Origin of the sequence: Brevibacillus sp. NPDC003359 (assembly GCF_042878995.1) — a bacterium.
Taxonomy (GTDB): domain Bacteria; phylum Bacillota; class Bacilli; order Brevibacillales; family Brevibacillaceae; genus Brevibacillus.
Map to the genome: position 1 here is coordinate 36,669 of NZ_JBIAOR010000020.1, position 22,239 is coordinate 58,907.

Below are 22,239 nucleotides of genomic sequence, written 5' to 3' on the forward strand. Positions count from 1 at the left end.
ATAGGGCTCCTTTTTCCTTTACTTGTCTTCAAACCATTTGATCAAAGCTTGTGTACCGCTATCTGCCTCGCCGTTTGCTGCCAGTTCTTCATAGAGCGATTTGGAGAGCGCGAGTCCTGGTGTCATCAGCCCCATTTCCTCTGCTGCTTCCAATGCGATTCCCATGTCCTTGATAAAGTGTTTCACGTAAAAGCCAGGTGCGAAGTTGCCTGCGATCATGCGCGGCGCCAGATTCGACAGCGACCAGCTGCCTGCGGCACCCGCTCCAATACTCGTCAGCACTTTCTCCGGGTCCAGACCTGCTTTTTTCGCATACGCGATCGCTTCACACACACCGATCATGTTCGTGGCAATACAAATTTGGTTGCACATTTTGGTATGCTGACCTGCACCTGGTCCCCCCTGCAAGACGACGTTTGTCCCCATGATCGTAAACACAGGCTCCATCGCATCAAATACTTCCTGATCGCCACCAACCATGATGGTCAGTCGCGCTTCCCGTGCCCCCACATCTCCACCGGAGACAGGGGCATCCAGGGAATGCAGCCCGTGCTTTTTAGCTTCCTCATAAATTTGTTTGGCCAACGACGGCTTCGATGTCGTCATATCGATCAAATAAGTGCCCGGCTTCGCATTCGCCACAATTCCGTCCGCGCCGAGATACACTTCCTCGACATCAGATGGGTAGCCGACCATTGTGATGATGACGTTTGCCTCTTTTGCCAGCTCACTGACATGTTCCTTCCAGATAGCACCTGCTGCCAGCAAATCTGCTGCTTTTTCCTTAGTGCGCGTGTACGCCAGCACTGTATATCCTGCTTGCAGAAAATGGTTGGCCATGCTTTTCCCCATGACACCCGTTCCTACAAATCCAATTATTCTTTCACTTACAGTCAAAGTCATGTGAACCACTCCTTCGTTTCTCTCTTTCTATTATCTCGACAATTGTACTTCTCGAATCTATCCGAATATTCCTGCTTCGCGTCTTTTGTGTTTAAATGGGATAAAGGACATATGTCCTTTTTTTTCGCGCGCAAATGCCTTTTACTATAGAAGGTATAGCCTGCAAGCAAACTAGCAGGAGGCTTGATAGATGAAAGAACTTCACGACCATACACTTTTGCATACGCTGGTGCAAAATAGTCCCTTGCCCACTATTTTTGATGCCGCTACCCTCCATGAAATGCGCCTGTATCAGGCTGAGAAGGGCGACATCCTCTGTTCGAAGGGCGATCAGCTTCACCACATGTACTTCATCTTGAAGGGAAAAATCAAAATTTTCACGACGCTTCCTAACGGAAAATCTTTGTTGCTGCGCTTTAACAATCCACTCGCGATTATCGGAGACGTAGAGTATGTCACTCAATGCGAGGTCCGCAATACGGTTGAGTTTGTCCATCGCAGTCTCGTGGTCAGTCTCCCCTTCAAGGTATTGCAGGAGCGCTATCAGAACCACCCGCCATTTTTGCAATTCATTCTTCAGAAAATCAGTCACAAGCTGCATACATCATCGAACTCTACCAGCCTGAACCTGCTGTATCCCGTTGAAAATCGCTTTGCCAGCTATTTGCTCTCTACGTTGTCCAGCGATACAGGGTCGACTTCTTCCGAGGAGCTAAAGACGGCGAAGCTGACGGAGGTTGCCGAGCTGTTGGGTACCAGCTACCGACATTTGAACCGAGTCATCCGCAATCTTTGTGGAGCATCTGTGATTGAACGCAAAAAAAGCGCACTGATTATCAAAGATCGAGAAAAAATCAGTGAGCTTGCGAGCGGAAACATCTATGAGTAATCAACCATATAGGAGGTCATATTGTGCAAGGCATTCTCTTTTCGTTACTCGCTGGCGTTTTTATTTGTCTACAAAGCGTGTTCAATGCGCAAGCCAGTACAAAGCTCGGACTGTGGCAAACCAATGCGATTGTTCACGCCGTGGGCTTTCTCGTATCGTTTTCGATCTTTCTCGCCGTTCGTGATGGCGATTGGAAAAGCATCGGCGAAGTGAACAAGGTGTATTTGCTCGGAGGCGTTTTCGGGGCGATCATCGTTTTTAGTGTCATGAAAGGCATTACTGCCATCGGCCCTGCCTATGCAGTATCGATTCTGCTCATCTCACAATTGCTCGTCGCTCTCCTTATCGATTCTCTCGGCCTGTTCGGTGTGCAAAAGGTTCCACTCACCTTGAACAAGATCATCGGAATCGGCATCATGATCGCAGGCGTAGTAGTTTTCAAATTCAAATAAAGAAGGAGGGCATCATCGCCCTCCCCTACAGGATCAATTGCTCCGGATTCAGCCCCAGTAGCGCCTCATGCACAAACCTTCCGTCTTTTCGAATGAGTACATCGTCAAACCAGATTTCGCCGCCACCGTATTCCGGACGTTGAATGCAGATCAGGTCCCAGTGAATCGCGCTGCGGTTGCCGTTATCCGCCTGTTCATAGGCACGACCCGGTGTGAGATGGAAGCTGCCAGCGATTTTTTCATCAAACAAGGTATCTCCCATCGGGTGCAAAATGTACGGATTAAACGCAATGGCGAATTCACCGATGTAGCGTGCGCCTTCGTCCGTGTCCAATATTTCCATTAGCTTGTCCGTATGGTTAGCAAACGCCTCGACAATCTTTCCTTCCCGAAAAGTAAACCGGACATTTTCAAACGTCGTGCCTTTGAAGTTGCTGAGCGTATTGTAGCTGATCGTCCCGTGAATCGAGTCGCGCACTGGCGATGTATACACTTCGCCATCGGGCATGTTTCGTTTGCCTACGGCTGTCCGCGTCCCAATCCCTTTGATCGAAAACGTCAGGTCTGTCCCCGGTCCACTGATGCGCACCTTATCCGTTTTGTCCATGAGGTCGTACAACGGCTGGCACGCTTCAGCCATTTTCCGATAATCGAGTGAACATACGTTGAAATAAAAATCCTCAAACGCTTCTGTCGTCATGTTGGCCTTTTGAGCAAGGGCCGAGGTCGGGTAGTTAATGCGCAGTCCCGTAACCTGATTGTCGACATAATGAAAAATGGAATCATACGCTTCTGCATACAGACGGTATTTCTCCTGCGGAACATCCTTCATCTCACTGTCATTCGTCTCGCCATGAATTCCAATATAGCCTTGCATGCCAAACCACATGTCCTTTTCCCACTGAACGGTCTGGGCAAGCTGCTCTTCCGTTAGTCCTTTCAACCATTCCCGCTGGACCTTTGGCCGTACAAAGCGCAAGTGGGGATAAGCTCCCTTCGCATACAGTCGCTTCACCAATTCCATTGCCAGCTGTTCTCCTTCATCCACGACCATGATCATAATATGCTGTTTGGCTTGCACATTCAGGCTGTACGAAATTAAGTTGTCTGCTATTTTTCCTAGTCTTGCATCTCTCATCCGCGCACGCATCCCTTCCAGATTTTCATTGCCCTTCCAGCATAACGCGCGTTTGTCAGAGGAATATCATCGGAAACATCGTGACCTTTACGGCGTGGGACTGTACTTGTACGTGACATAGCTTGTACTGGCTGCCAAAAATAGGAAAGCCACCGCAGAAAGAGCCATCAAGACAAAGGAAGGCGAGGACTGCGTGCTGGTATACATCTGGGGAAGAGAAAAATAGAGCATTTCATATACGAGAAAATGAGATCCGAGCAACCAGATAATTCCCCTTATTCTCTGGTCTCGCCTTCTCCATTCAAGTCCTTTCTTCTCCAGACGTTTTTTGACTTGAAATAAATAAAGGCGATACAAAAAGGGATTCACGAATAACACCACATAAAAGATCATGCCAATACCGATATTCCCTTTCAGGATACCGATTCCTTGGGGGATCCCCACCAATCCAAATGGCGTCAAGGCAAGCATCATCAAATATACGTACACCGAACTCCATATTTGAGCAAGCATGGACTCTCTTCCTCTTCCTCTTGAATGGTTTTGCCTCCATACTAGCAAAATCGAGGAGAAAGAGGATCCAACCAAAGTTAGGGCTCACCTAAAAAAGCCGAGCTGAGTTGCAAGCATGATGGCATGCGTCCGGTTTTTGGCCCCGAGCTTGCTGTACAATTGGTTATTGTATCCTTTGACAGTACCAATCGATATTTGATAATGCAGGGCAATTTCCTGATTCGTATACCCTGCTTTAATCATGTGCAGCATCTCTAGCTCTCGTTTGGTCAAGGGCTCAATCAGTCCTTTTGGAGGCAACATAGCTTTGCTGTTCTCTCCTTGGATGCTCCTCCTGCGCAAATGCGCTTTCACCCGTGAAATCAACAGATTGGGATCAAAGGGCTTGGTCATATAATCATCACCACCAAGATCAAGGCCTGCGATCATATCCTCCGTGTCATTTTTGCAGCTCAAAAACAAGACAGGCACATGAATTCCACTCTGCCTCCATGTCTGACAAAGTTCTAGACCCGATCCATCCGGCAGCAAAATGTCCAGAAGGACCATATCCGGCTGTTCACTTAGCACCATGGCCTGCGCTTGCCTCGTATCCTCTGCCTCTCGCACCTGAAAACCACTCGCCTGCAAATAAAGCCTGACCAATTCGCGAATACTCTCATCATCTTCTACCAACAGGACTACCTCGTTGCCCATTTCACCCTCTCTCCTCTCTCGTCACTCTCTTCCTCCCAACGGATTGGAAGCGAAAACCAGAAGAGGCTCCCCTCTCCCTTATTACTTTGTACGCCGATTTTCCCGTGATGATTATCGATAATTTCTTTGGAGATGGCCAGACCTAGCCCTACTCCTGCCGTCCGCAGTTTTCTGGATTCACTCCCCCGATAAAATCGATCAAACACAAAAGGAAGCGCCTCCGCCTGTATCCCGGCCCCTGTGTCGATTACCTTGATCGTAGCTTCGCCTGTCCCATCCAGAGCCATTTCCCACTCCACCTGTAGCTTGATTACCCCGCCCGGTGGCGTATACGCTTGTGCATTTACGAGCAAATTGCTCATGACCTGCTCCAGACGAATCGGGTCAGCCACCAGCAAAAGCTTGCCCACTGCTTCTGGCTCCGCCTGTGCTTCCCACACAAATTGCAGCTGTTTCTCCTGCATATCGAGTAAATGCTTCTCGTACAAGCCACGGAAAAATCCAACCAGTGACAATGGCTGAAAATGAAAGCGAAGCTGACGCGACTCCATCTTGGACAACTCAAACAAATCCGTGATGATACGATGCAAATAGATGGTTTTTTCGTAGATGATCCCCAAGTATTTCGGATCATGCGGCTTGACCACACCGTCAATCATCGCCTTGATGAACCCTTGAATCGACGTTAGCGGCGTCCCCAGTTCATGCGAAATATTGGAGAGCAGCATGCGCCGTGACTCCTCCATCCTTTGCAGCTCCTGATTCTTGTCCGCGAGTGCCTGTGTCCGTTGCAGTACTTTTTGCTCCAACCATTCATTTGTTTGTGCAAGCTCTTCGGAAAGCTGCTCGACATGAGCAAAGGAACGGGCGAATACCATGGACAAATTCATCATTTGGGTGAGTAAAAAAACAAGCAAGCCGAACGGAATTGCATTTTCAAACGGAGACAGATGTGCGTAAAACAACACTTCATTGACAACTGCGGCAAAAAATACGAGCAGACCGATTCCATTTAAGACAGACCCTGGCTGTTTTTGTAGGATGGCTCGTCCATAAACGAATAGCATGTAGCTATAGCTAAGCAACAAATACGCTTCCCCTACGTAAAGCCATTCGGTATAGATTCTAGCAGGGGTAACGAACACGAAGAGAATCAAGAGAAGCCCTGTCCAGACGCAAGCTCTCAGAATGAAACGATTGAATAATGCCCGATACTGCGAATGGACAAAACAAGCGAGCATGATCAGCGTGAAGAGAGAAGACATGTACTCCAGCTTGACCACCAGCTCCCATGGGATTTGTGGAAACAAGCTAACAGCCATTGTCTCCCCCAAAAAGATAATGCGGACGGCGACTGCTATGCTAACTCCACAAAAATAGAGAGTCGAACTCTCTCTTTTGCGTGTCATATACAAACCGAAATGATAGATGCCCATGACTAACAAGGATGCAGCAATCATGCCTGCGTAAATAATGTTGGCTTCACGCTTCCGCATGATTTGCTCAGCATCCCCCAACTCAATGGCTTCCCACAGGCCGCCTTTTCGCTGGACAAAATTAGAGACGTGAATAACGAGCTCCACTTGCGGTTGATCCGGCTGAAACACGACGACCTTCGGATAATTTTTCGGGATCATCCCCGCCAAATCCTCACCGACTACACCGTTTTCGGCCATAACCTTGCCATTTATCCACAGCTTGTAGGCCGTTGCGACGCTGGGCATATAGAGTTCGAAGGGCCTTCCTGACTTTTGCTCATCCAGTTGTATGAGCAGTCGGTAAGTGGCGTATCCCTGATTGGATATATCCGTTCGATCACCAGCCCCCTGCTTCCACGATGAAGGTACTTGCATGAACTCTCGTACGGAAACATGCGATTGAAAAGTACCTGGGGTCAATAGCTGCCGCCAGTAAAAACTCCATTCCCCATCCAGCCATATCGTATCACCGTCTTCCCAATGCACACCACGCAAATCCAGCACGCCTTGTTTGGCTTGGGGTGGTTGTTCCATGGCATAAGCGAATGGCGTCAAGGCGAGCATTCCGATCACCATGATAACGATAAGATTGCATAAACTTGCAGACCACTTCCTCATTTAGGCCACTCATCCTATTTGAAATATTCTAACGCTAGCATATTATGGAATCGAATTAATCAAAACCCCTAAGTTGATGTCATCCTAGCTGTTGTGGTCGGGAGAAGCCCTGCCACATGTTTTCCAGTCGCCTATATCCTCTCTTCGTTCGGGCGGTCTCCTTCCAAACATGTGACAGTGCTTCCGTACAGCTGTGGATTCTTTCGTGCGTTTAAAGCGTTTTGCTAGTTAACGCAGGGAAGCTTCTGAAAGTCAATTCAATTCGATTAAAACATCTTAGAACCGCTTTCAAACGAATGAACGAAAAGCTTCTTCCCCCCACAACAGTCCCATTTCATACACAAAAAAGCGATGCTAATGCACCGCTTCTCTATGATTCACTTTCCTAACCGCTTGTGCTGGACATCTTCCACACGCTGACTGATCCTGGCGAGTACAAAGGCGATGATGACCGAGAATATCACGATGCCGTAAAATCCGGCTCCGATCCCTATGCCAATTCCTCCAGCGAAAAAGATCATGGCTGCGGAGGTCAATCCTTTTACTTTCAAGCCGTCCTTCAAGATGACGCCTGCTCCCAAAAAACCAAGACCTGTGACAATCTGAGCAGCCAAGCGCATCGGGTCCATCATCGTTCCGTTGCCAGGCGAACTGTATAGCTTTGTGCTGTAAATGGACACAAGTGTGATGAGCGTGCAGGCTACGGACACATACATATACGTTTTCAGCCCGGCAGGCTTGTTTCTGTGTGAGCGATCCCACCCTATGAACAAACCGAGAATCGCGCTCACCACTACCCGCACATACATTTCCAAGTCATACTGCACATACAACCATTGTAGAGTCTCCATCCTAGTCACCTTCTTATAGCGATAGAGACATGATATGTGCAGATTCGGAAAATAGACCGTCTTTTTCTAAGAATTACTCCCTTTCAATCTTTACTTCTGTCCCAACAAAAACCTCAAACAACCGCTCCCAAGGAAGCTTGATCTCTATGTCCGCTAATTCTTCGATTTCGCCTTCAAACGTATTCTTGCCTCGCTTCCAAATCACCAGCGATTGATTGGCAAAGTAGTTTTCGTACCATTCTTCCGCATGTGGTGTCAGCGCATCCCTCACAAAATCATTGACTTCGTCGTAGTCATCTCCGAGATTCCATTCATTCCCTTTTAACTCTTTTACGAGGTTGCGTGCTTCTGCCATCACTTCATTTCGGTAATGATGGTCATTCACAAACGAAGATAAGAGCAGATTGATATGGGCTTCTGCAGCATCCACTGTTAAGGGCACACCGAACTGATTTCCTTTTTCCAAAAAGGCCGATCGTTGCAGCGCTTGTCCCAACGCGCTTCCCATATTGTTTCCGTTCCCCATGCCGTGTACGCGAACAGTTCCGGCAGCTTTACTTCTTCTTGTAATCGCTCGATCAGCTCAGGGTCAGCTTTGTTTGTAATCGTAACGTCTGTAACCGCGACCTGCTTTCCTTCCTCCAGAAAATCATTGATATCTTCGACGAACTCATCCAGGTCTTCCCGTCTTTCCGCGTTGCTCTGTCCTTTTTTCTTCGGCGAATTGATCATTAATACGATATCTGCATCGTCTTCATCCCGTACTGGTTTGCCACCTGCTGCGATAATATGTTTCTCGACATTTACATCAAAGGTCGTGTCTTCAAACGGGGCCGTCCACTCACTGCCTTCTATACCCGAATACTCGACTGCTACTTTTGGATGGATGCGCATTTCGTTCAAGGCGAGTCTGCTCAACAAGACGGTTCCTACTTCATCCGCTCCGGGGAAAATTGCTACACGATCCTCTACATCCAGCTCCCTTGCTTTTTTGACCAAGGTCTCCCGCTCTGCCCGGTGAAGTCCATGGGGAGCAGCGTCATCCTGAGCCAGCACTAAATAATCAATGGTCCCATCCTCTACCCAGTCAATCAACAAGGAGTTAATCTTGTGGTTACGCTCGCGAGCGTTCAAGTAATCTTCCAGCACAGACTCGGGAATCTCCCTTTCCAACTGATCGAGTCGATCCTTTTTTTCCGTCATGCCAAGGTTATGCACTTCATCGTATAAAATGGCCCATTCTCTGATTTGCTCATAGTACTTCAATGTTTCCGGATCCGTCGCCGTCACCGCCAAGCGTTGAATCGTATCGAAGACGTAGATCGGCTTTTTGGAATCTTTGTCTCTCAATTTCTTGATGGCCTTGATATTCGAAAGGGCATCTTCATAGGACTGTTGATCCGTACGGGACGCAATCAGCCCGCCATATGCCAGCATGCTGACAGAGATGACCGAGCCCTCAACTTTACTTGCTTGTTTGATCAGCCAATCGCCAATTTCTTCACCGTCGCCTGGAGTCATAAAGTGACCAAGCATGTCTTCATCCGGCATAATCGCCTCCACCCCGCCTGCCCGTGCTGACATTTGCGGAAAATACGTATTGACTGGGCGATCATCGAGGGGGACAAGGGCGAATTTAGCAATTGGCTTTGGTGACGCATTTTTTGCCGCAACTGTACTCGTCTGCGTAAAGGGAACCATGCCTGTTACTAGTGCTGCCATAGCCAGTGTTGAAATGACAACGCGCAACTTTTTCATAGATCAAATCTCCTTTCAAAATGAAAAGGTTTAATCGAGGACGGCATTCGTTAGACGTAACTGTTCCTGTAATCTCGCCACGTGAATCAAACGCGGAATGGTCTTGTCATGAAACGCGATGGCCGCTGCCGTACCTGCTGCTTGCCCTGTCGCCATACAGCTCGGGGTAAGCCTAGTCGTAGCCAGCGCCTCATGTGTCGTAGAGATACAACGCCCCGCCGCAAGCAGGTTGTCGATAGACTGAGGGATCAGGCATCGATACGGAATGTCATAGGCGCCCTCCCCTTCAATATCTGCTGCCACCACGCCTTTGCCAGAAGGATCGTGAATGTCCACCGGATAGCCGCTTCGTGCGATGACATCCGGAAAACGTCTGCCCGCTACCACGTCTTCTATCGTCAAGCTGTACGCCCCGACGATTCTGCGTGTCTCACGGATTCCAATTTGCGTTCCGACTGCGGAGATGGATGCTTTCGCGAAGCCTGGAACCTTGTTTTTCAAAAATTCAGACATCAAAAACACTTGACGTCTCCCTTCTTCCTCCGCTTCCGTCAAATCCTCGACATCTGTTCCATCCAGCCCCTGCACCCGCGTGCAATTGATCAAAACCTCATCGCTCTCGGGCCCTGTGAAAAGCAGGACTTGATCCCGATTAATCGGAACACCTGACATCTTCCAATGCGTATAGAAACCTTGGACACCCGTCAGTGGAATGGACGGCAATTGTGCAAACGGAGTCTTATGGTAGAACTCCTCGGGATGATCAAGCATGTACTGCTTCACCTGCTCCAGATCGACGCCGCGCATGCGAAACTTCATCGTCATCGGCTGTGTCAGCCCATCTGCATCCCGTCCTTTACACGTCAGCGCTCCCGATAGATAAGCGATATCTGCATCTCCTGTCGCATCGACGAACACCTTGGCCTTGATCTCATACTTGCCCGACTTGCTAGTGAGCGTAACAGAAGTAATCTCTGTCCCCTCTACCTTCACCTGATCGACAAAGCTGTGGACAAACAGCTTCACGCCCGCTTCCTTGAGCATTTCCACAGCGACCAGCTTGTAAATTTCCGGATGATAGGGTGTGACTGTGCTGACGAATCCCACCGTATCCTGCAAATGTCCAGGCGATCCCCCCTTTTCTTGCAAGCGGTCGACGATTTCCTGTGCAAGTCCTTTGATGACTTGCTCGCCTTTCTCCGTATGAAACGTCATCCATGGATAAACGAGCGCAATCGTTGACATTCCTCCGAGAAAGCCATAACGCTCGATCAGGATCGTTTTGGCTCCCAACCGTCCGCTGGCGAGAGCTGCATTGATTCCTGCCGGTCCCCCGCCTACCACGACTACATCTGCTTCCACTACGCGATCCATCTGCCCTCACTCCTTGTTGAAAAAGTCGATATTTTGAACTTCCTTTCATCATTTCATCATTTAATCTTTTAGGCCCGTCATCGATACTCCTTCGATGAACTGCTTTTGGGCGAAAAAGAACACGATCAAAAGCGGCAAGGTCGCCATGACGGACGCACTCATCAGATGATGCCAAGCCGTCCCTACTTCATCGGTAAACAAGGACAAAGCGAGCGGCAGCGTCATCAGCTCTCTGTCGTTGATGAAAATGAGCGGATCGTAAAACTCGTTCCAACTCGTCAAAAACGTAAAAATCGTCAGCGTCGCGATAGCTGGCTTCGCCAGTGGCAGCATGATGCTCCAATAAATCCGCCAACGCGAGCAGCCATCAATCATCGCCGCCTCCTCCAGTTCTTTCGGAATCCCGAGGAAAAACTGCCGCATGACGAACACACCAAAAATTCCGCCTGCCCCGAAAATAGGGAGCACAATCAACGGCACATGCGTATTGATAAATCCAAGCATGCGCATGAACAAGAACATCGGAATGGACGTCACTTCATGCGGGATCATCATCGTAGACAGCAGCACCAGAAAGACGATATTACGTCCGCGAAACGGAATTCGTGCAAACGCATAGCCCGCAATCGAGGCAAATAATACCGTTCCAACCGTGACCAGAATTGCAATGTACAGGCTGTTCCAATAAAACAAATGAAACGGCGTATTCGCCAAAACCTCCGTGTAGTTCTCCAAGCGGATCGACGAAGGGATAAACTCTGGCGGAAAGACGAATATTTTGGCCGGCTCTTTTAACGATGTAGAGAGCATCCACAAAAATGGCACCAGCATCAGTAGGGAGATCGCTCCTAACGCCACATAGTGACCGCCGATTCCCAATAACTTGCCCGCTTGTAATCCGTGGCGATTACTCTTCATGGAACACCCACCTTTTTCTAAACTGCCACTGCAAGAGCGTAAAGACTAAAATGATAAAGAACAACACAAAGGCAAGTGCAGACGCATAGCCGAATTCAAAGTTTTTGAAGGCACGCTCCCATATGTAATAGACGAGCACCTTTGTACTGTTATCCGGACCACCTTGCGTCATGACGTAAATCTGTCCAAAAACCTTGAGCGAGCCGATGATTGTCAACAACGTGGTTAAAAAAACTGTCGGGCTGATCATGGGGATCGTAATCTGAAACAATTGACGCGTACGACTGGCCCCATCAATGAGCGCTGCCTCGTATAAGTGAACGGGCACCTGCTGTAAGGCAGCGATGAACAGAACCATGTTCAAGCCCACATTTTTCAGGACACTGGTCACGATCACGACCGGCATCGCCAGCTTTGGATTGTAAAGCCATGAGGGCCCGGTAATTCCGAAAATCTGCAAGATTTGATTGATAAACCCTGTGTCTGTCGCAAACAAATACTTCCACACAATCGCCCAAACGATCAGCGATGTCATGACCGGCACAAAAATGGCCGTACGGAAAATCCCAATCCCCGGCAGCTTGCGCACGAGCAGTAAGGCCAGCCCCAACGCCAACACGATGTTCAGGGGGACAAGTCCGGCAGAGAACATAAATGTATTGCCCACGACCTTCCAAAATTCGGCATCCTGAAAGATCGCTCTGTAATTTTCCAAACCAATAAACTCGGCTTCCCCCAGTAACGGCCAATCCGTAAAGCTCATGTACAGCGCGAGCAAAAGCGGGCCAAGCAACAGCGTCACAAACCCGATGACCATCGGGCTGACAAACAACCATCCTGTCATATTCGCTTCCCGGTTGAAAGATTTCTTCCTTGTGCCACTTGTTCTCTTGTCAGGAGAGAGCGGGACATTCAACTTGCTCTCCATACGATCCCTCCTTAGTTGTCAATCGCATTCCGCAATGCATGGATGGAACGGCGAATTTCATCCTCGGTCCTCCCGATCGCCATCGCTCCGGCTAACAGGACACGAACTCCTGTTTCCCGCAAAGCTTTTATATCTTCCGCCACAATTTTTCGCTGTGTCGGGACAATGATGGGAATGCCTGCCTTCTCTACGATATACCGATAGGTGAGCAGGTCGGAAAAAGTAAGCCTCGTGCCATACTCACTCCCCGGAATAATCGACGCCTCCAATGCGGTCATCGGAAAATGCTTCACGGCTTCCAATCGGGACAACTCAAACTGATCATCGATGGCAAACGTACTCGCCACCCCTTCGATTTTCAAAAGGGACGAGGGCATATGATGCCCATAGATGGAGAGGAAATCGATTCCCAGCGAATCGAACTGCTTGATTTCCTCGGGATTGAGCTCCTCCATTGACCCGCCCGGAACAATGCCAATCGGCCCTGCAAACTGGCTGCGTATCGTTTGGAGAAAGTCCGTATATTCAGCCAGAGGACCGAACCAGTTGCCACTGGCACGATGGTACACATTGATGTGCATCTTCAAGCCATCTGCGCCTTCCTCTACCGCTGCCCTAGCTAAGGTCTCATCGTTTTGCGGGAGACTGACCATGAGCAGAAACGGCTTCTCTTCTAACGCCTGTTGAAAACGATTCATCGTAACCTCCCTCTCAAGTCACAACGGCCTGTATCCCAGACCGTTGTGATGAGCTTACTTTTTCATGATCGGATTGACTTTCTCTTCCAGCGCCTTCACGATATCCGCAGGCTGTGCCGTTTGACCGAATAATTGATCGAATCCAGCCAGTATCGCTGTATCGATTTTTTGCCATTCCACATGCCCTGGCTGCAGGTGTGCCTTAGGCATTTCATCGATAACCGCCTGCTTGATGTGTGCAGGATCAGGGTTGCCTGGAACATTCAAAAACGGATCAGAATTCAGCACAGACAAGCGAGGCGGTACAAAGTAAGTCGAGGTCTCCTGGACACCCTGCTCACTGGCGAGGAACTTGAGGAATAGCTTGGTCTCCTCCAAATGTTTTGTTCCTTTGAAAATCGAATACCCTGCCTGACCGAGCATCGGTGCCGAGCCTTGTGAACCCGCTGGCATCGGAGCAATGTCCCACTTGAAGTCCTTGATCGTCCTCGCCTTCGAAACGTAGCTGTACACATCAAAGAACATGCCAATTTTGCCAGATTCAAAGCTGACTTGTTCTCCCGCCTTCGGATGCGACCCCTCTGTAAACATCATCCGTTGGAGCATACTGAGTGTCTCTACTCCGTATTGGTCGTTCCACGTAAACTGATTCATTTCTTTGTTGAAAGGGCCGCTGCCATTTGACCATGAATAGGAAGACAGGATGATCCACGTTTTCCAATCGCGGAAGAAGTTGGCCCCGTAGATTTTGCTCGCCCCGATTCCACTCGAGATCGCCTGTGCCGACTTCTCGAATTCCGCCCACGTCCATTTCCCTTCTTTCGCTAGGTCGTTTGGCGATTTCAAGCCTGCCTTGTCAAACAAGTCTTTGTTGTAAAACATCACGGTAGGCGGGGTAGAAAACGGCAGTCCGTACAATTTGTTGTCTTTTTGGAACAGCTCAAGCGTCGACGGAATAAAATCGTCCAGCTTAAAAGCAGCGTCGTTCTTTACATCCGAAACATCTTCCAATATCCCATTCTCCATAAACTGCGGGACCATTCGCTCAGACACCCAACCGATATCAGGCAGCTCCTGCCCAGCAGCGAGCACTGTCACCTTTTGCTGGTAATCGGGGAATGGCACAGATTCCAGCTTCACCTTGATGGTCGGGTTTTGTTGCGTGAATTTTTCAGAGAGCTTCGTATACAGGTCGAGGTGGGCTTGGTTGCCCCATGTCAAAAACGTAAGCTCGACTGCTTCTTTCTTGCCCGTTGCGGAGTCACCGGGAGTCGTCGCGGTGTTGCTGCAACCAAATGTAAACGCTGTCAAAGCAGTAGACAATGCCAACAAGATTGCCTTTTTCATGGCGAACCTCCTTATCTATTTTCCCTATCCCCAGTATAAAGTTGAGTGAATAGTAAGATAAATCACGTGAAATTTAGATTTGGTATGAGATTTAAAGATCTTCACTGCCTACGAGATCTCGGTAGCTCCCCGGTGTCATTCCGACTTCCTTTTTAAAAACCAGCATGAAATGCTTCGAGCTCTGATACCCTACCAAGCGGGCGATATCATACACCTTCAGGCTCGTCTCGTGTAACAGCTGCTTGGCCCGTTTCATCCGCACCTGCGTGATGTAGTCAGAGACATTTTCCCCTGTCTCGGTCTTGAACAATTGACTCAAATATATGGGATTCAAATGAACAGACTCTGCCAGCGTCTGGAGTCTCAGATCGCCGTCCAGATGATCGTGAATGAATGCTTTTACCTTGCGAATGATTTGTCGTTCTTCTCTATGGCTGCCATCGACGCTGCTTTCTTCTTCCCGAACATTCTTTTTGCGATCCAACACTTGCCTGATTTTTGCGAGCGTGCTCACCAGCTCTAATCGATCAATGGGCTTCAACAGATAATCGGAGACTTTGTACTTCAAGGCTTTCTGTGCGTAGTGAAAATCACCATAGCCACTAATAATCACGATGGGCAGCTCCTCGTACATCTCCCGAATTTTCCCGATCAGTGCCAAGCCGTCGACTTCCCGCATGCGGATATCTGTCACAATCAAATCAGGCATTTCCGTGCGAAGATAATGCAGGGCATCCTTTCCATTTTCCGCTTCTGCCATGACGGCAAAACCAGAGGTTCCTTTTTCAATTAACGTTTTTAAGCCTTCCCGAATCATTCGTTCATCTTCCACCAGCAATACTTTGTACATGGCGTGAATCTCCCTTCTGGAAATCGAGTGGAATCTTCATCGTAATTTCCGTGCCTTGATCTCGTCTGCTCACAATCGTCAGCCCGTACTCTTCCCCGAACAATAAGGTCAGCCGCTGGGAAATGTTTCGCAATGCTGTCCCATTATGTGCGCTTACTGTCACCTCATGTTGTTGCATAGGCGTACGCAGATTTGCGAGCAGGCGACTCAATGATTGTTCGGACATCCCCTTGCCATTGTCCCTCACACTAATTTGCATCACATCCTCCTGACAATGCGCTGTGAGCCATATCGTCCCTCCCGCATCCTGATGCTCAATCCCGTGTGCAATCGCATTTTCAAGTAATGGTTGGAGCAGCAGCTTGGGAATACGCTGATCCGACAGTTTCTCTTCCACGTCCATGTACACCTGAAGGCGATCTCCCAGACGAATCTTTTGGATACGGACGTAGGATTTCAACGAAACAATCTCTTGCGTTAGCGTGACGTGCCCATCCTCTCGAGCGACCGTATAGCGCATTAGTTTTCCGAGCGAAGAAACCATGTCGGACACATCGTAATTATCTGAGCGAATCGCCATCATATTGATCGATTCGAGTGTGTTGTAAATAAAATGCGGATTGATCTGGCTCTGCAAGGCAGCCAACTCCGCCTCCCGCTCACGCAAGCTGCTGAGATAGACCTCATTGACTAGGCGGTTGATTTCCTCGACCATCTGGTTAAATTGCTCGCTCAGCTTCCCAATCTCGTCTTGGGAATCGACAGGAACTCGTTCATGGAAGTTCCCTCGCTTGACTTGCAGCATTTTTTCTTTCAATTGAACGAGCGGCTTGCTGAGCGAATAGGAAAAATAAATCGCGAGTCCGCCAGCGACGAGCAAAAACATCGCCGCAATCAGCATCGTAAAACTGCGCAAGCTATTGGATTCTGCGAGCAGGACGTCAAGCGGAATTAAACTAATCACCACAAGCCCCGTCTCTCTCGATTGATGATCCACAAAGAGATATCGCTGTCCCTGAATCATCATCTGATTCGCATCCCCGCGATTGATCCCGTCAGTTTCTTGCAGCAAAGTACGATAGCCCGGCGAGCCTTCGCTCTCCCTCTTTTCATAAAACAGCTCGTTCCCCTCATTTACGATGATCAAGCTCCCGTCCTTAGTAAAAGGCAAATCGGACAAGATCTGGTCAAACATGTCCATTTTCATATCGATTTTCATGATTCCGAGCGGTACTTTCGTATACGGCTCTCGCAATAACCGAGCCACGGACACATAGCGCTCACCAGAGGCATCCAAGTAATAGCCGGACCGATGCTGTGGAATAAGGATGGCTGCTCCCTGTTCCTTGATCACGCGCGAGTACCATCCCTCTTCTGCCCAATTTCCCTTGCTCTTCATGATCGAAGGGTCCAGATTGGAAAAAATCATGCCATTCCCCGCGATGATTTGAATGCCTTTTACTTCTGGTCGGCTATAGGAAAGACTGGATATATACAGCGTCATCTTCTCCCTTTTTTCCATGGAGAGAAAAGAAGTAGCAGACGTACTCGTACGAATTTCTTTTAAAATGGACAGGACTTCTGGATCGTAGAGCGGCATGAGTGATAAACGCTTCATCTCCCGTACATTGCGCTCCAGGTTGCGATTGATCTGACCCACTATTTGCCCCGTATATTCAGCCGTTCTCGACTCCGTTGAAGCTGAAAACTGGCTGTACGTGATGATTCCTTGCAAACTTAACGGGATTGCAATCAAACAGAGAAAAAGCGTGAGAATCTTCGCCCGCAGTGTTCCTTGCAAAAAAACTGTCGCGACTTTCCTTTTCATGATGGCCCCTTTTCACTTGTTTGAATAATCAGTATTTTATTCATCAAAAAATCCGTCAGGTCAAAATCCTGACGGTCTACTCCTCAGTCTATTTCGATGCCCATGTAGAGACAATCGTAGAATGTATCCTCAATCAAAAATTCTCTCGTCAGCGTACCGAATTCCTTAAAGCCCAGCTTTTTGTACAAACGAATGGCTGAATCGTTGTCTGAACGGACTTTCAAATTAATTTTTCGTATCACATTTGATTGCTTTGCCCAGTCCAGCAGGGACTCCAATAGCAGTTTCCCAATCCCTGATCCCCAAAATTCTTTCAAGACGCTAATCCCAAATTCACCTACATGCTGCGTTCGCGATCGGATACCCCCTCGAAAAGTCAGGTTCCCCACAATCCTCCCGTCCACTTCTGCAATCAAAAACAGTTGATTCTGAGTTTCTAGACATCTTTTGATGTTTTCTTTTTGCTCATCCGGGGTGACTGTCAATTCTTGCGGTCCAAATGACAAATTATCCGTCTCTCCTGACACGCGATGTACGAATGCAAGATAGGTTTCTGCGTCAGCAATTTTTCCTAAACGGATGATGACCTCTTGGCCAGATTTAAGCTTGGATACCTTCATAAGAACCTCCCAGCATCGGAAACTTTTCCTATTATTAAAACAAAAAAACGGACACCTGTTAACCGTCCGTTTGTCGCTTGTACGACTATTCCATTGTTTTAAAGTAAAGCACGGTATCATGTAAGCTGCCATCAGCTGATCGGCAAATTGCGGGATGCGTCCTGCTTCCTGATAGCCCATCGACTGATACAACTGGTTAGACGGATCGTCCGCTCTTGTATCCAGTACAATAAGGCTGCGGTTTTCAGCAAGTGCCCTTGCCTCCACCAGCAGCATCAGTCCACGCCCAATCCCTTGACGCTGCGCTGTAGGATGAACCATCAGCTTGGCGATTTCTGCCCGATGCAATCCATTTGGTCGACTCACCAGATGCAACTGGATGGTTCCGACGATAACATCATCCTGTTTTGCTACCCAAATTTTCACATGTTCACGGGGTAATGAAGTCCAGTAGGCGCTTGCTTCTTCCAGCTGCACAGGCGGTAAAAAGCCAAGAGAAGCCCCATCCTCTACGATATCGATCAGCAACTCGGACAGCTGACGCAGTTCTTCCTCTGAAAACTCGTTACCTTCCCGATAGCAAAGCGCTGACTTCATAATAACCCCTCCGAATTGTTTTTAAGGTCGATATCCGTACATACTGAAAACAAACAGCAAGCATAGGTAGATAATCGCGGCGGGTACAATGGTAAGAGCAATGAAAAACCTTTTCTTCACACTGTTGGCTTTTCGAAACAGCCAAAAGTAGATGAACAGCAGGATGAGGAAAAATGGGACAAAATAAAAGCCGAGCATGAATCCCACCCAATCCGAGTTGGTCTCCCAGAACTGCTCCGGCACTGGTACCCGATGATATTCACTATAAATCTGTTCTTTACGAGAGATAAATACGTAGGAAAGCACTAGATAGTAACCGAATATAACGAATTTCAACCAAGGCTTGATTAGTTTCGCGGCGAGTGTTATAGAAAAAACGATCCCTACAATAAACCATAATGCCATGTATTCCATCTGGATCCCTCCTACGAAGCATTATAGGGATCGGATCTGCTGGAGATAAGTACCAACATTTTTTGGTACCTCTCCCTCACGTGATTGCAAGAGTCGACAAAATTTGGAATACTTCCTATAATAGACTTGTCAAACAACACCGTATGCGAGTATCTTTTCAATAGAAAGCTCACTACCTGTAGGAGATGGTCACGATAACGTACGTTCTTTCGTTTTTGATGTCGTTTTGTATCGTTATGGTTCTGATTCCGCCTCTGGCTAAATTGGCATTTCGCCTTGATTTTGTGGACAAGCCTCGTAAAGACGTGGAAAGAAAAATTCACCGGGAGCCTATCCCATTGACAGCGAGCTACGCTATTTTTGTCGGCTTTGCTGCATCGTTTTTGCTCTTCTCGAAAGAATCACCCGGGCAAACGATCGCTGTTCTGTCAGGCTCACTACTGCTGCTTATTATCGGTACCATTGATGACTGGTACAAGACGCAAGGCAAGGATTTTTCCGCACTGCCCAAGCTGATCGTCCAAGTATCTGCCGCCGTGATTGTCTACCTGTCGGGTATTACTTTTTCCGGTTTTTACAATCCATTGAGTGGCGAATACATATTGCTCCCGGAATGGTTGCAATTCATCCTGACCATCCTTTGGATTTTCGGAGTAACGACGGTCATCAATTTTTCGGATGGCATGGATGGCTTGGCTGGAGGGCTTTCTGCGATCTCCGCAGGCACGCTCTTCGTGGTCGCCTTGGTAAAAGGTCAAAGCACATCTGCGATTATGGCAATCAGTCTGATCGGCGTTGCCTTGGCTTATCTGCGGTACAACAAGCCGCCGGCCAAAATTTTCATGGGAGATGCAGGCGCGACCTTCCTCGGCTTTATCTTGGCGGTCATTGCGTTGGATGGTGCCTTTAAGCAGGCGACGGTTCTCTCCTTGTTCATACCGATTTTAGCACTCGGTGTGCCGATTTTCGATAATCTGTTTGTGGTGACCAAACGCTTCCTGCAAGGAAAGCCGATCTATCAAGCAGATGCCAGCCAGGTTCATTATCGCCTGCTGCGTTCTGGACTCAATCCGAAGCAAGTCGTCACTTTCCTGTGCTTGATCAGTGTTTGCTTTAGTCTGACGTCCATTATCCTGCTCCTGCTCGGGGTATAGGTTATCGGTCTCAACGAAAAATGCCGCTCGGGTCTAATCCCTGCGGCATTTTTTTATGAGTGGATTACGCCCACGTCTCTCTTTGCTGTCGTGGTCGTCTGAAACGTCTGAAAGCCTGTCCGTTCATACAACGCAATCGCAGGTTCGTTGTGGGTACCTGTGACGAGATACGGCTTCAAGCCTTTTTCCAGCGTTCGGTTCACAAAAAACCGAACAAGCTCTTTGCCGTAGCCTTTGCCTTGATGCACGGGATCTACGAACACATCGTAAACCTCGCCATGTCCTGTGATGATCAAGGACCCGACAAATACTCCCTCATGCTCGAATAAATATATATCTTCTCTCATTTCGTTCAGCAGCCATTTCTTCCATGCGTTCATCGTTTTCTCAGGATAATCCGCCAAACGATATGGCTGAAGATCGATGCCTTTGCGCACCTCATAGTACGCGTCGCTCTGCGATTGGATGTACATATCTATATCGGACTCGATGAATTTTCGCACGTGAAGTGTCGGCGCAGGCCCGATCTCGCCTGTGTATTTCATCAGATGATGTCCCCAGATAGACGAAAAACCTCTTTTGGCAAAAAAATCAGCACCGTGTCCGTGGTCTACTCGATAGGTAGCCATGACTGCCGTCGGCTTCTCCTCGTGCTGTTGCAGTTCCACCCAGATCTTATCAAAGAGGCGAGAACCGATTCCTCGCTTTCGATGGTCCGGTCGTGTATAGACGTAGAGTTCTGCTATCCCCTCTTCGCCAGAGGAGTTCAAATCATATGTGCCACAGCCGATGATTTGATCGTCTTCCTCCCAGATGTAAACAGTAGCCTTTTCCACGATATCGCTAATCTCTTCGATCCTCCAATGCATGCCTTCGCCAATCATCGTCACGATTGTCTCTTTGTCATTTGTTTGTGCTTGTCGTATCATCTAAGCACTCCTCCGTTCTCTCCCATTAGCTCTGTTGGACAGTGGCTGCTTCTGCGGCTTTTTCCAACTGCTTGCGATGCTGCAGGCACGCCTCGCATCTTCTGCTTTTTCGCCCGAAAGCCGTGTAGTATTTGCTTTTTTTGCAAGATCGGCACGTAATGTACAACGAGCTCGACAAATTGTAGTTCTCTTCTGGGGTGTTTTCTTTCAGGTGCACCGTCTTGTTGTATTTGATGAGCAAATGGGCTGTGTGGATGGCATCTACCAAGGCCGAGTGCAGCCTGCCTTCCTGGATGATTCCTGCTGTGTCGATCGCCTCTTTGAGACTCATCTGTTTGCGATCAGCCAAAAGTAAGCTAATTGGTGGCTGGATGTCGTTGTAATTGCGCATCCAGTTGAAGTCCAAACCGAATCGCGCACAATGCTCGATCATCAGCCGTTTGTCGTCTTGCCCCCATGTGCATAGGTAGTAATCGGAATCGGTGCCGATCCACTTCATAAATTCTGCAAAGGCCCGGCGAAACGGGATAAAGGTTGGCATGTTCTCTTTATCGAGACCAATGAACTTGCGCGTTCTCTCTGTGATTCTGCGCTCAATGGCTGGATAGGTGTAGCGCTGAAATGTGTCGACCTCCACGCCATTTTTTCCGGGTACGACCTTTGCCGCTCCGATTTCAATAATTTCCGGGATCTTGTCTTTCTGATAAGTCAGTGTCGTTTCAAGGTCAAAAACAATGATCTGCAAGCGTAATCACATCCTGTATGTATTGTCTCTATTATGGCTTGGATCGGGCATAGAAAGCAAAACAAAGACAAAAGCGGCTGCCTGATTGGCAACCACTTTTTCAAAATTCCTTTCCTGGAGGGACTGCGAATAGGATTTCTACTCTCGTCCCTACTCCTACTGTCGATTGGATATCGATCTTCCCGCCCATTTCTTCGATGAGCTTTTTGCATACCGACAGTCCAATCCCGGTTCCTTTTTCCTTCGTAATATAAAAAGGCTCGAATAAGTGCTTTTGGCGTTGCTCGGAAATCCCGCATCCATTATAGGCTACCGCATCGATTGCATTCTTAATCAGATTCAGGCAAATTTGCTCCACATAGGAAGGGATCACCCACACCTGAAAATGCGGCTCTGCATAAGCAAAGGACAACCGTTTGCCATTTCCTTTTTTTTCATCAGAAAAGAACAATTCGCTAGCAACGGGTGTGTTCCCTTTTGGTGATTTCCAATCTGCAAAGAAAAAAAAGGATAAGAACCCTCAGGATTCCTACCCTTGTTT

At 48.3% G+C, this 22,239-nt stretch carries 21 protein-coding genes and 2 pseudogenes; 3 read left to right on the forward strand and 20 right to left on the reverse strand.

Annotated elements, in window-relative coordinates; translation table 11 throughout:
• Window positions 1–18 precede the first annotated feature (18 nt).
• On the reverse strand, window positions 19–903 hold the full coding sequence (locus tag ACFYU8_RS28295) for an NAD(P)-dependent oxidoreductase (protein WP_390306069.1): 885 nt from the start codon (window positions 901–903) through the stop codon (window positions 19–21).
• Between the two features lie 190 nt (window positions 904–1,093).
• On the opposite strand from ACFYU8_RS28295, the gene ACFYU8_RS28300 reads away from it, so the two are divergent.
• Together ACFYU8_RS28300 and ACFYU8_RS28305 are read left to right on the forward strand one after the other, a co-directional pair.
• Entirely contained in the window at window positions 1,094–1,792 is a 699-nt protein-coding gene (locus ACFYU8_RS28300) for a cyclic nucleotide-binding domain-containing protein (RefSeq protein WP_390306067.1), read from the forward strand.
• Between the two features lie 23 nt (window positions 1,793–1,815).
• Window positions 1,816–2,244 (forward strand): DMT family transporter, encoded by a 429-nt coding sequence (locus ACFYU8_RS28305; RefSeq protein WP_390306065.1) that lies wholly within the window; start codon window positions 1,816–1,818, stop codon window positions 2,242–2,244.
• 25 nt (window positions 2,245–2,269) lie between these two features.
• Here ACFYU8_RS28305 and ACFYU8_RS28310 read toward each other — a convergent pair whose 3' ends face one another.
• The 16 genes and pseudogenes from ACFYU8_RS28310 to ACFYU8_RS28385 form a co-directional block, all read right to left on the reverse strand.
• Window positions 2,270–3,382 (reverse strand): aminopeptidase, encoded by a 1,113-nt coding sequence (locus ACFYU8_RS28310; protein WP_390306063.1) that lies wholly within the window; start codon window positions 3,380–3,382, stop codon window positions 2,270–2,272.
• A gap of 87 nt (window positions 3,383–3,469) precedes the next feature.
• Entirely contained in the window at window positions 3,470–3,895 is a 426-nt protein-coding gene (locus ACFYU8_RS28315; protein ID WP_390306061.1) for a hypothetical protein, read from the reverse strand.
• Between the two features lie 84 nt (window positions 3,896–3,979).
• Window positions 3,980–4,591, reverse strand: coding sequence for a response regulator (locus ACFYU8_RS28320; RefSeq protein ID WP_390306060.1), 612 nt, complete (start codon window positions 4,589–4,591; stop codon window positions 3,980–3,982).
• Window positions 4,576–6,687: a sensor histidine kinase gene (locus ACFYU8_RS28325; protein ID WP_390306058.1), complete on the reverse strand. Its 2,112-nt coding sequence runs from the start codon at window positions 6,685–6,687 to the stop codon at window positions 4,576–4,578. Before ACFYU8_RS28325 ends, ACFYU8_RS28320 begins: the two co-directional genes overlap by 16 nt.
• Before the next feature lie 377 nt (window positions 6,688–7,064).
• Window positions 7,065–7,538: an MgtC/SapB family protein gene (locus tag ACFYU8_RS28330; RefSeq protein WP_390306055.1), complete on the reverse strand. Its 474-nt coding sequence runs from the start codon at window positions 7,536–7,538 to the stop codon at window positions 7,065–7,067.
• 73 nt (window positions 7,539–7,611) lie between these two features.
• A pseudogene (locus ACFYU8_RS28335) lies at window positions 7,612–9,296 on the reverse strand (DUF4127 family protein).
• 30 nt (window positions 9,297–9,326) lie between these two features.
• Window positions 9,327–10,670, reverse strand: coding sequence for an FAD-dependent oxidoreductase (locus ACFYU8_RS28340; RefSeq protein WP_390306053.1), 1,344 nt, complete (start codon window positions 10,668–10,670; stop codon window positions 9,327–9,329).
• 60 nt (window positions 10,671–10,730) lie between these two features.
• Entirely contained in the window at window positions 10,731–11,588 is an 858-nt protein-coding gene (locus ACFYU8_RS28345) for a carbohydrate ABC transporter permease (RefSeq protein WP_017251189.1), read from the reverse strand.
• Window positions 11,578–12,516: a carbohydrate ABC transporter permease gene (locus ACFYU8_RS28350; protein ID WP_390306051.1), complete on the reverse strand. Its 939-nt coding sequence runs from the start codon at window positions 12,514–12,516 to the stop codon at window positions 11,578–11,580. Before ACFYU8_RS28350 ends, ACFYU8_RS28345 begins: the two co-directional genes overlap by 11 nt.
• A gap of 11 nt (window positions 12,517–12,527) precedes the next feature.
• Entirely contained in the window at window positions 12,528–13,214 is a 687-nt protein-coding gene (locus ACFYU8_RS28355) for a beta/alpha barrel domain-containing protein (RefSeq protein WP_390306049.1), read from the reverse strand.
• 54 nt (window positions 13,215–13,268) lie between these two features.
• A complete protein-coding gene (locus tag ACFYU8_RS28360; RefSeq protein WP_390306047.1) occupies window positions 13,269–14,561 on the reverse strand; it encodes an ABC transporter substrate-binding protein in 1,293 nt (430 codons plus the stop codon).
• Window positions 14,562–14,652: 91 nt separating this feature from the next.
• A complete protein-coding gene (locus ACFYU8_RS28365) occupies window positions 14,653–15,411 on the reverse strand; it encodes a response regulator transcription factor (protein ID WP_390306045.1) in 759 nt (252 codons plus the stop codon).
• Complete coding sequence (locus ACFYU8_RS28370; RefSeq protein ID WP_390306042.1) at window positions 15,383–17,239, reverse strand: sensor histidine kinase; 1,857 nt, start codon at window positions 17,237–17,239, stop codon at window positions 15,383–15,385. Before ACFYU8_RS28370 ends, ACFYU8_RS28365 begins: the two co-directional genes overlap by 29 nt.
• 83 nt (window positions 17,240–17,322) lie before the next feature.
• Window positions 17,323–17,991: a GNAT family N-acetyltransferase gene (locus ACFYU8_RS28375; protein ID WP_391365918.1), complete on the reverse strand. Its 669-nt coding sequence runs from the start codon at window positions 17,989–17,991 to the stop codon at window positions 17,323–17,325.
• A pseudogene (locus tag ACFYU8_RS28380) lies at window positions 17,945–18,456 on the reverse strand (N-acetyltransferase family protein). The gene ACFYU8_RS28375 and the pseudogene ACFYU8_RS28380 overlap by 47 nt, the downstream one beginning before the upstream one ends.
• A 21-nt stretch (window positions 18,457–18,477) precedes the next feature.
• Window positions 18,478–18,870, reverse strand: a complete 393-nt coding sequence (locus tag ACFYU8_RS28385; RefSeq protein WP_390306038.1) for a hypothetical protein — start codon at window positions 18,868–18,870, stop codon at window positions 18,478–18,480.
• Between the two features lie 185 nt (window positions 18,871–19,055).
• On the opposite strand from ACFYU8_RS28385, the gene ACFYU8_RS28390 reads away from it, so the two are divergent.
• Window positions 19,056–20,024, forward strand: a complete 969-nt coding sequence (locus ACFYU8_RS28390) for an MraY family glycosyltransferase (RefSeq protein ID WP_390306036.1) — start codon at window positions 19,056–19,058, stop codon at window positions 20,022–20,024.
• Window positions 20,025–20,077: 53 nt separating this feature from the next.
• Here the strand turns inward: ACFYU8_RS28390 and ACFYU8_RS28395 are convergent, their stop codons facing one another.
• From ACFYU8_RS28395 to ACFYU8_RS28405, 3 genes are all read right to left on the reverse strand, one after another.
• Window positions 20,078–20,953, reverse strand: a complete 876-nt coding sequence (locus tag ACFYU8_RS28395; protein ID WP_390306034.1) for a GNAT family N-acetyltransferase — start codon at window positions 20,951–20,953, stop codon at window positions 20,078–20,080.
• 25 nt (window positions 20,954–20,978) lie between these two features.
• Window positions 20,979–21,698, reverse strand: a complete 720-nt coding sequence (locus ACFYU8_RS28400; RefSeq protein ID WP_390306031.1) for a 3'-5' exonuclease — start codon at window positions 21,696–21,698, stop codon at window positions 20,979–20,981.
• A 100-nt stretch (window positions 21,699–21,798) separates the two neighbouring features.
• Window positions 21,799–22,110 (reverse strand): ATP-binding protein, encoded by a 312-nt coding sequence (locus tag ACFYU8_RS28405; RefSeq protein WP_390306029.1) that lies wholly within the window; start codon window positions 22,108–22,110, stop codon window positions 21,799–21,801.
• Window positions 22,111–22,239 lie beyond the last annotated feature (129 nt).

Coding starts and splice junctions, on each gene's coding strand:
- ACFYU8_RS28320 (WP_390306060.1), bottom strand. CDS start 4,591: ATGGGCAACGAGGTAGTCCTGTTGGTAGAAGATGATGAGAGTATTCGC.
- ACFYU8_RS28360 (WP_390306047.1), bottom strand. CDS start 14,561: ATGAAAAAGGCAATCTTGTTGGCATTGTCTACTGCTTTGACAGCGTTT.
- ACFYU8_RS28385 (WP_390306038.1), bottom strand. CDS start 18,870: ATGGAATACATGGCATTATGGTTTATTGTAGGGATCGTTTTTTCTATA.
- ACFYU8_RS28355 (WP_390306049.1), bottom strand. CDS start 13,214: ATGAATCGTTTTCAACAGGCGTTAGAAGAGAAGCCGTTTCTGCTCATG.
- ACFYU8_RS28340 (WP_390306053.1), bottom strand. CDS start 10,670: ATGGATCGCGTAGTGGAAGCAGATGTAGTCGTGGTAGGCGGGGGACCG.
- ACFYU8_RS28345 (WP_017251189.1), bottom strand. CDS start 11,588: ATGAAGAGTAATCGCCACGGATTACAAGCGGGCAAGTTATTGGGAATC.
- ACFYU8_RS28375 (WP_391365918.1), bottom strand. CDS start 17,991: ATGGCAGCTTACATGATACCGTGCTTTACTTTAAAACAATGGAATAGT.
- ACFYU8_RS28365 (WP_390306045.1), bottom strand. CDS start 15,411: ATGTACAAAGTATTGCTGGTGGAAGATGAACGAATGATTCGGGAAGGC.
- ACFYU8_RS28295 (WP_390306069.1), bottom strand. CDS start 903: ATGACTTTGACTGTAAGTGAAAGAATAATTGGATTTGTAGGAACGGGT.
- ACFYU8_RS28315 (WP_390306061.1), bottom strand. CDS start 3,895: ATGCTTGCTCAAATATGGAGTTCGGTGTACGTATATTTGATGATGCTT.
- ACFYU8_RS28310 (WP_390306063.1), bottom strand. CDS start 3,382: ATGAGAGATGCAAGACTAGGAAAAATAGCAGACAACTTAATTTCGTAC.
- ACFYU8_RS28300 (WP_390306067.1), top strand. CDS start 1,094: ATGAAAGAACTTCACGACCATACACTTTTGCATACGCTGGTGCAAAAT.
- ACFYU8_RS28395 (WP_390306034.1), bottom strand. CDS start 20,953: ATGATACGACAAGCACAAACAAATGACAAAGAGACAATCGTGACGATG.
- ACFYU8_RS28330 (WP_390306055.1), bottom strand. CDS start 7,538: ATGGAGACTCTACAATGGTTGTATGTGCAGTATGACTTGGAAATGTAT.
- ACFYU8_RS28350 (WP_390306051.1), bottom strand. CDS start 12,516: ATGGAGAGCAAGTTGAATGTCCCGCTCTCTCCTGACAAGAGAACAAGT.
- ACFYU8_RS28370 (WP_390306042.1), bottom strand. CDS start 17,239: ATGAAAAGGAAAGTCGCGACAGTTTTTTTGCAAGGAACACTGCGGGCG.
- ACFYU8_RS28325 (WP_390306058.1), bottom strand. CDS start 6,687: ATGAGGAAGTGGTCTGCAAGTTTATGCAATCTTATCGTTATCATGGTG.
- ACFYU8_RS28390 (WP_390306036.1), top strand. CDS start 19,056: ATGGTCACGATAACGTACGTTCTTTCGTTTTTGATGTCGTTTTGTATC.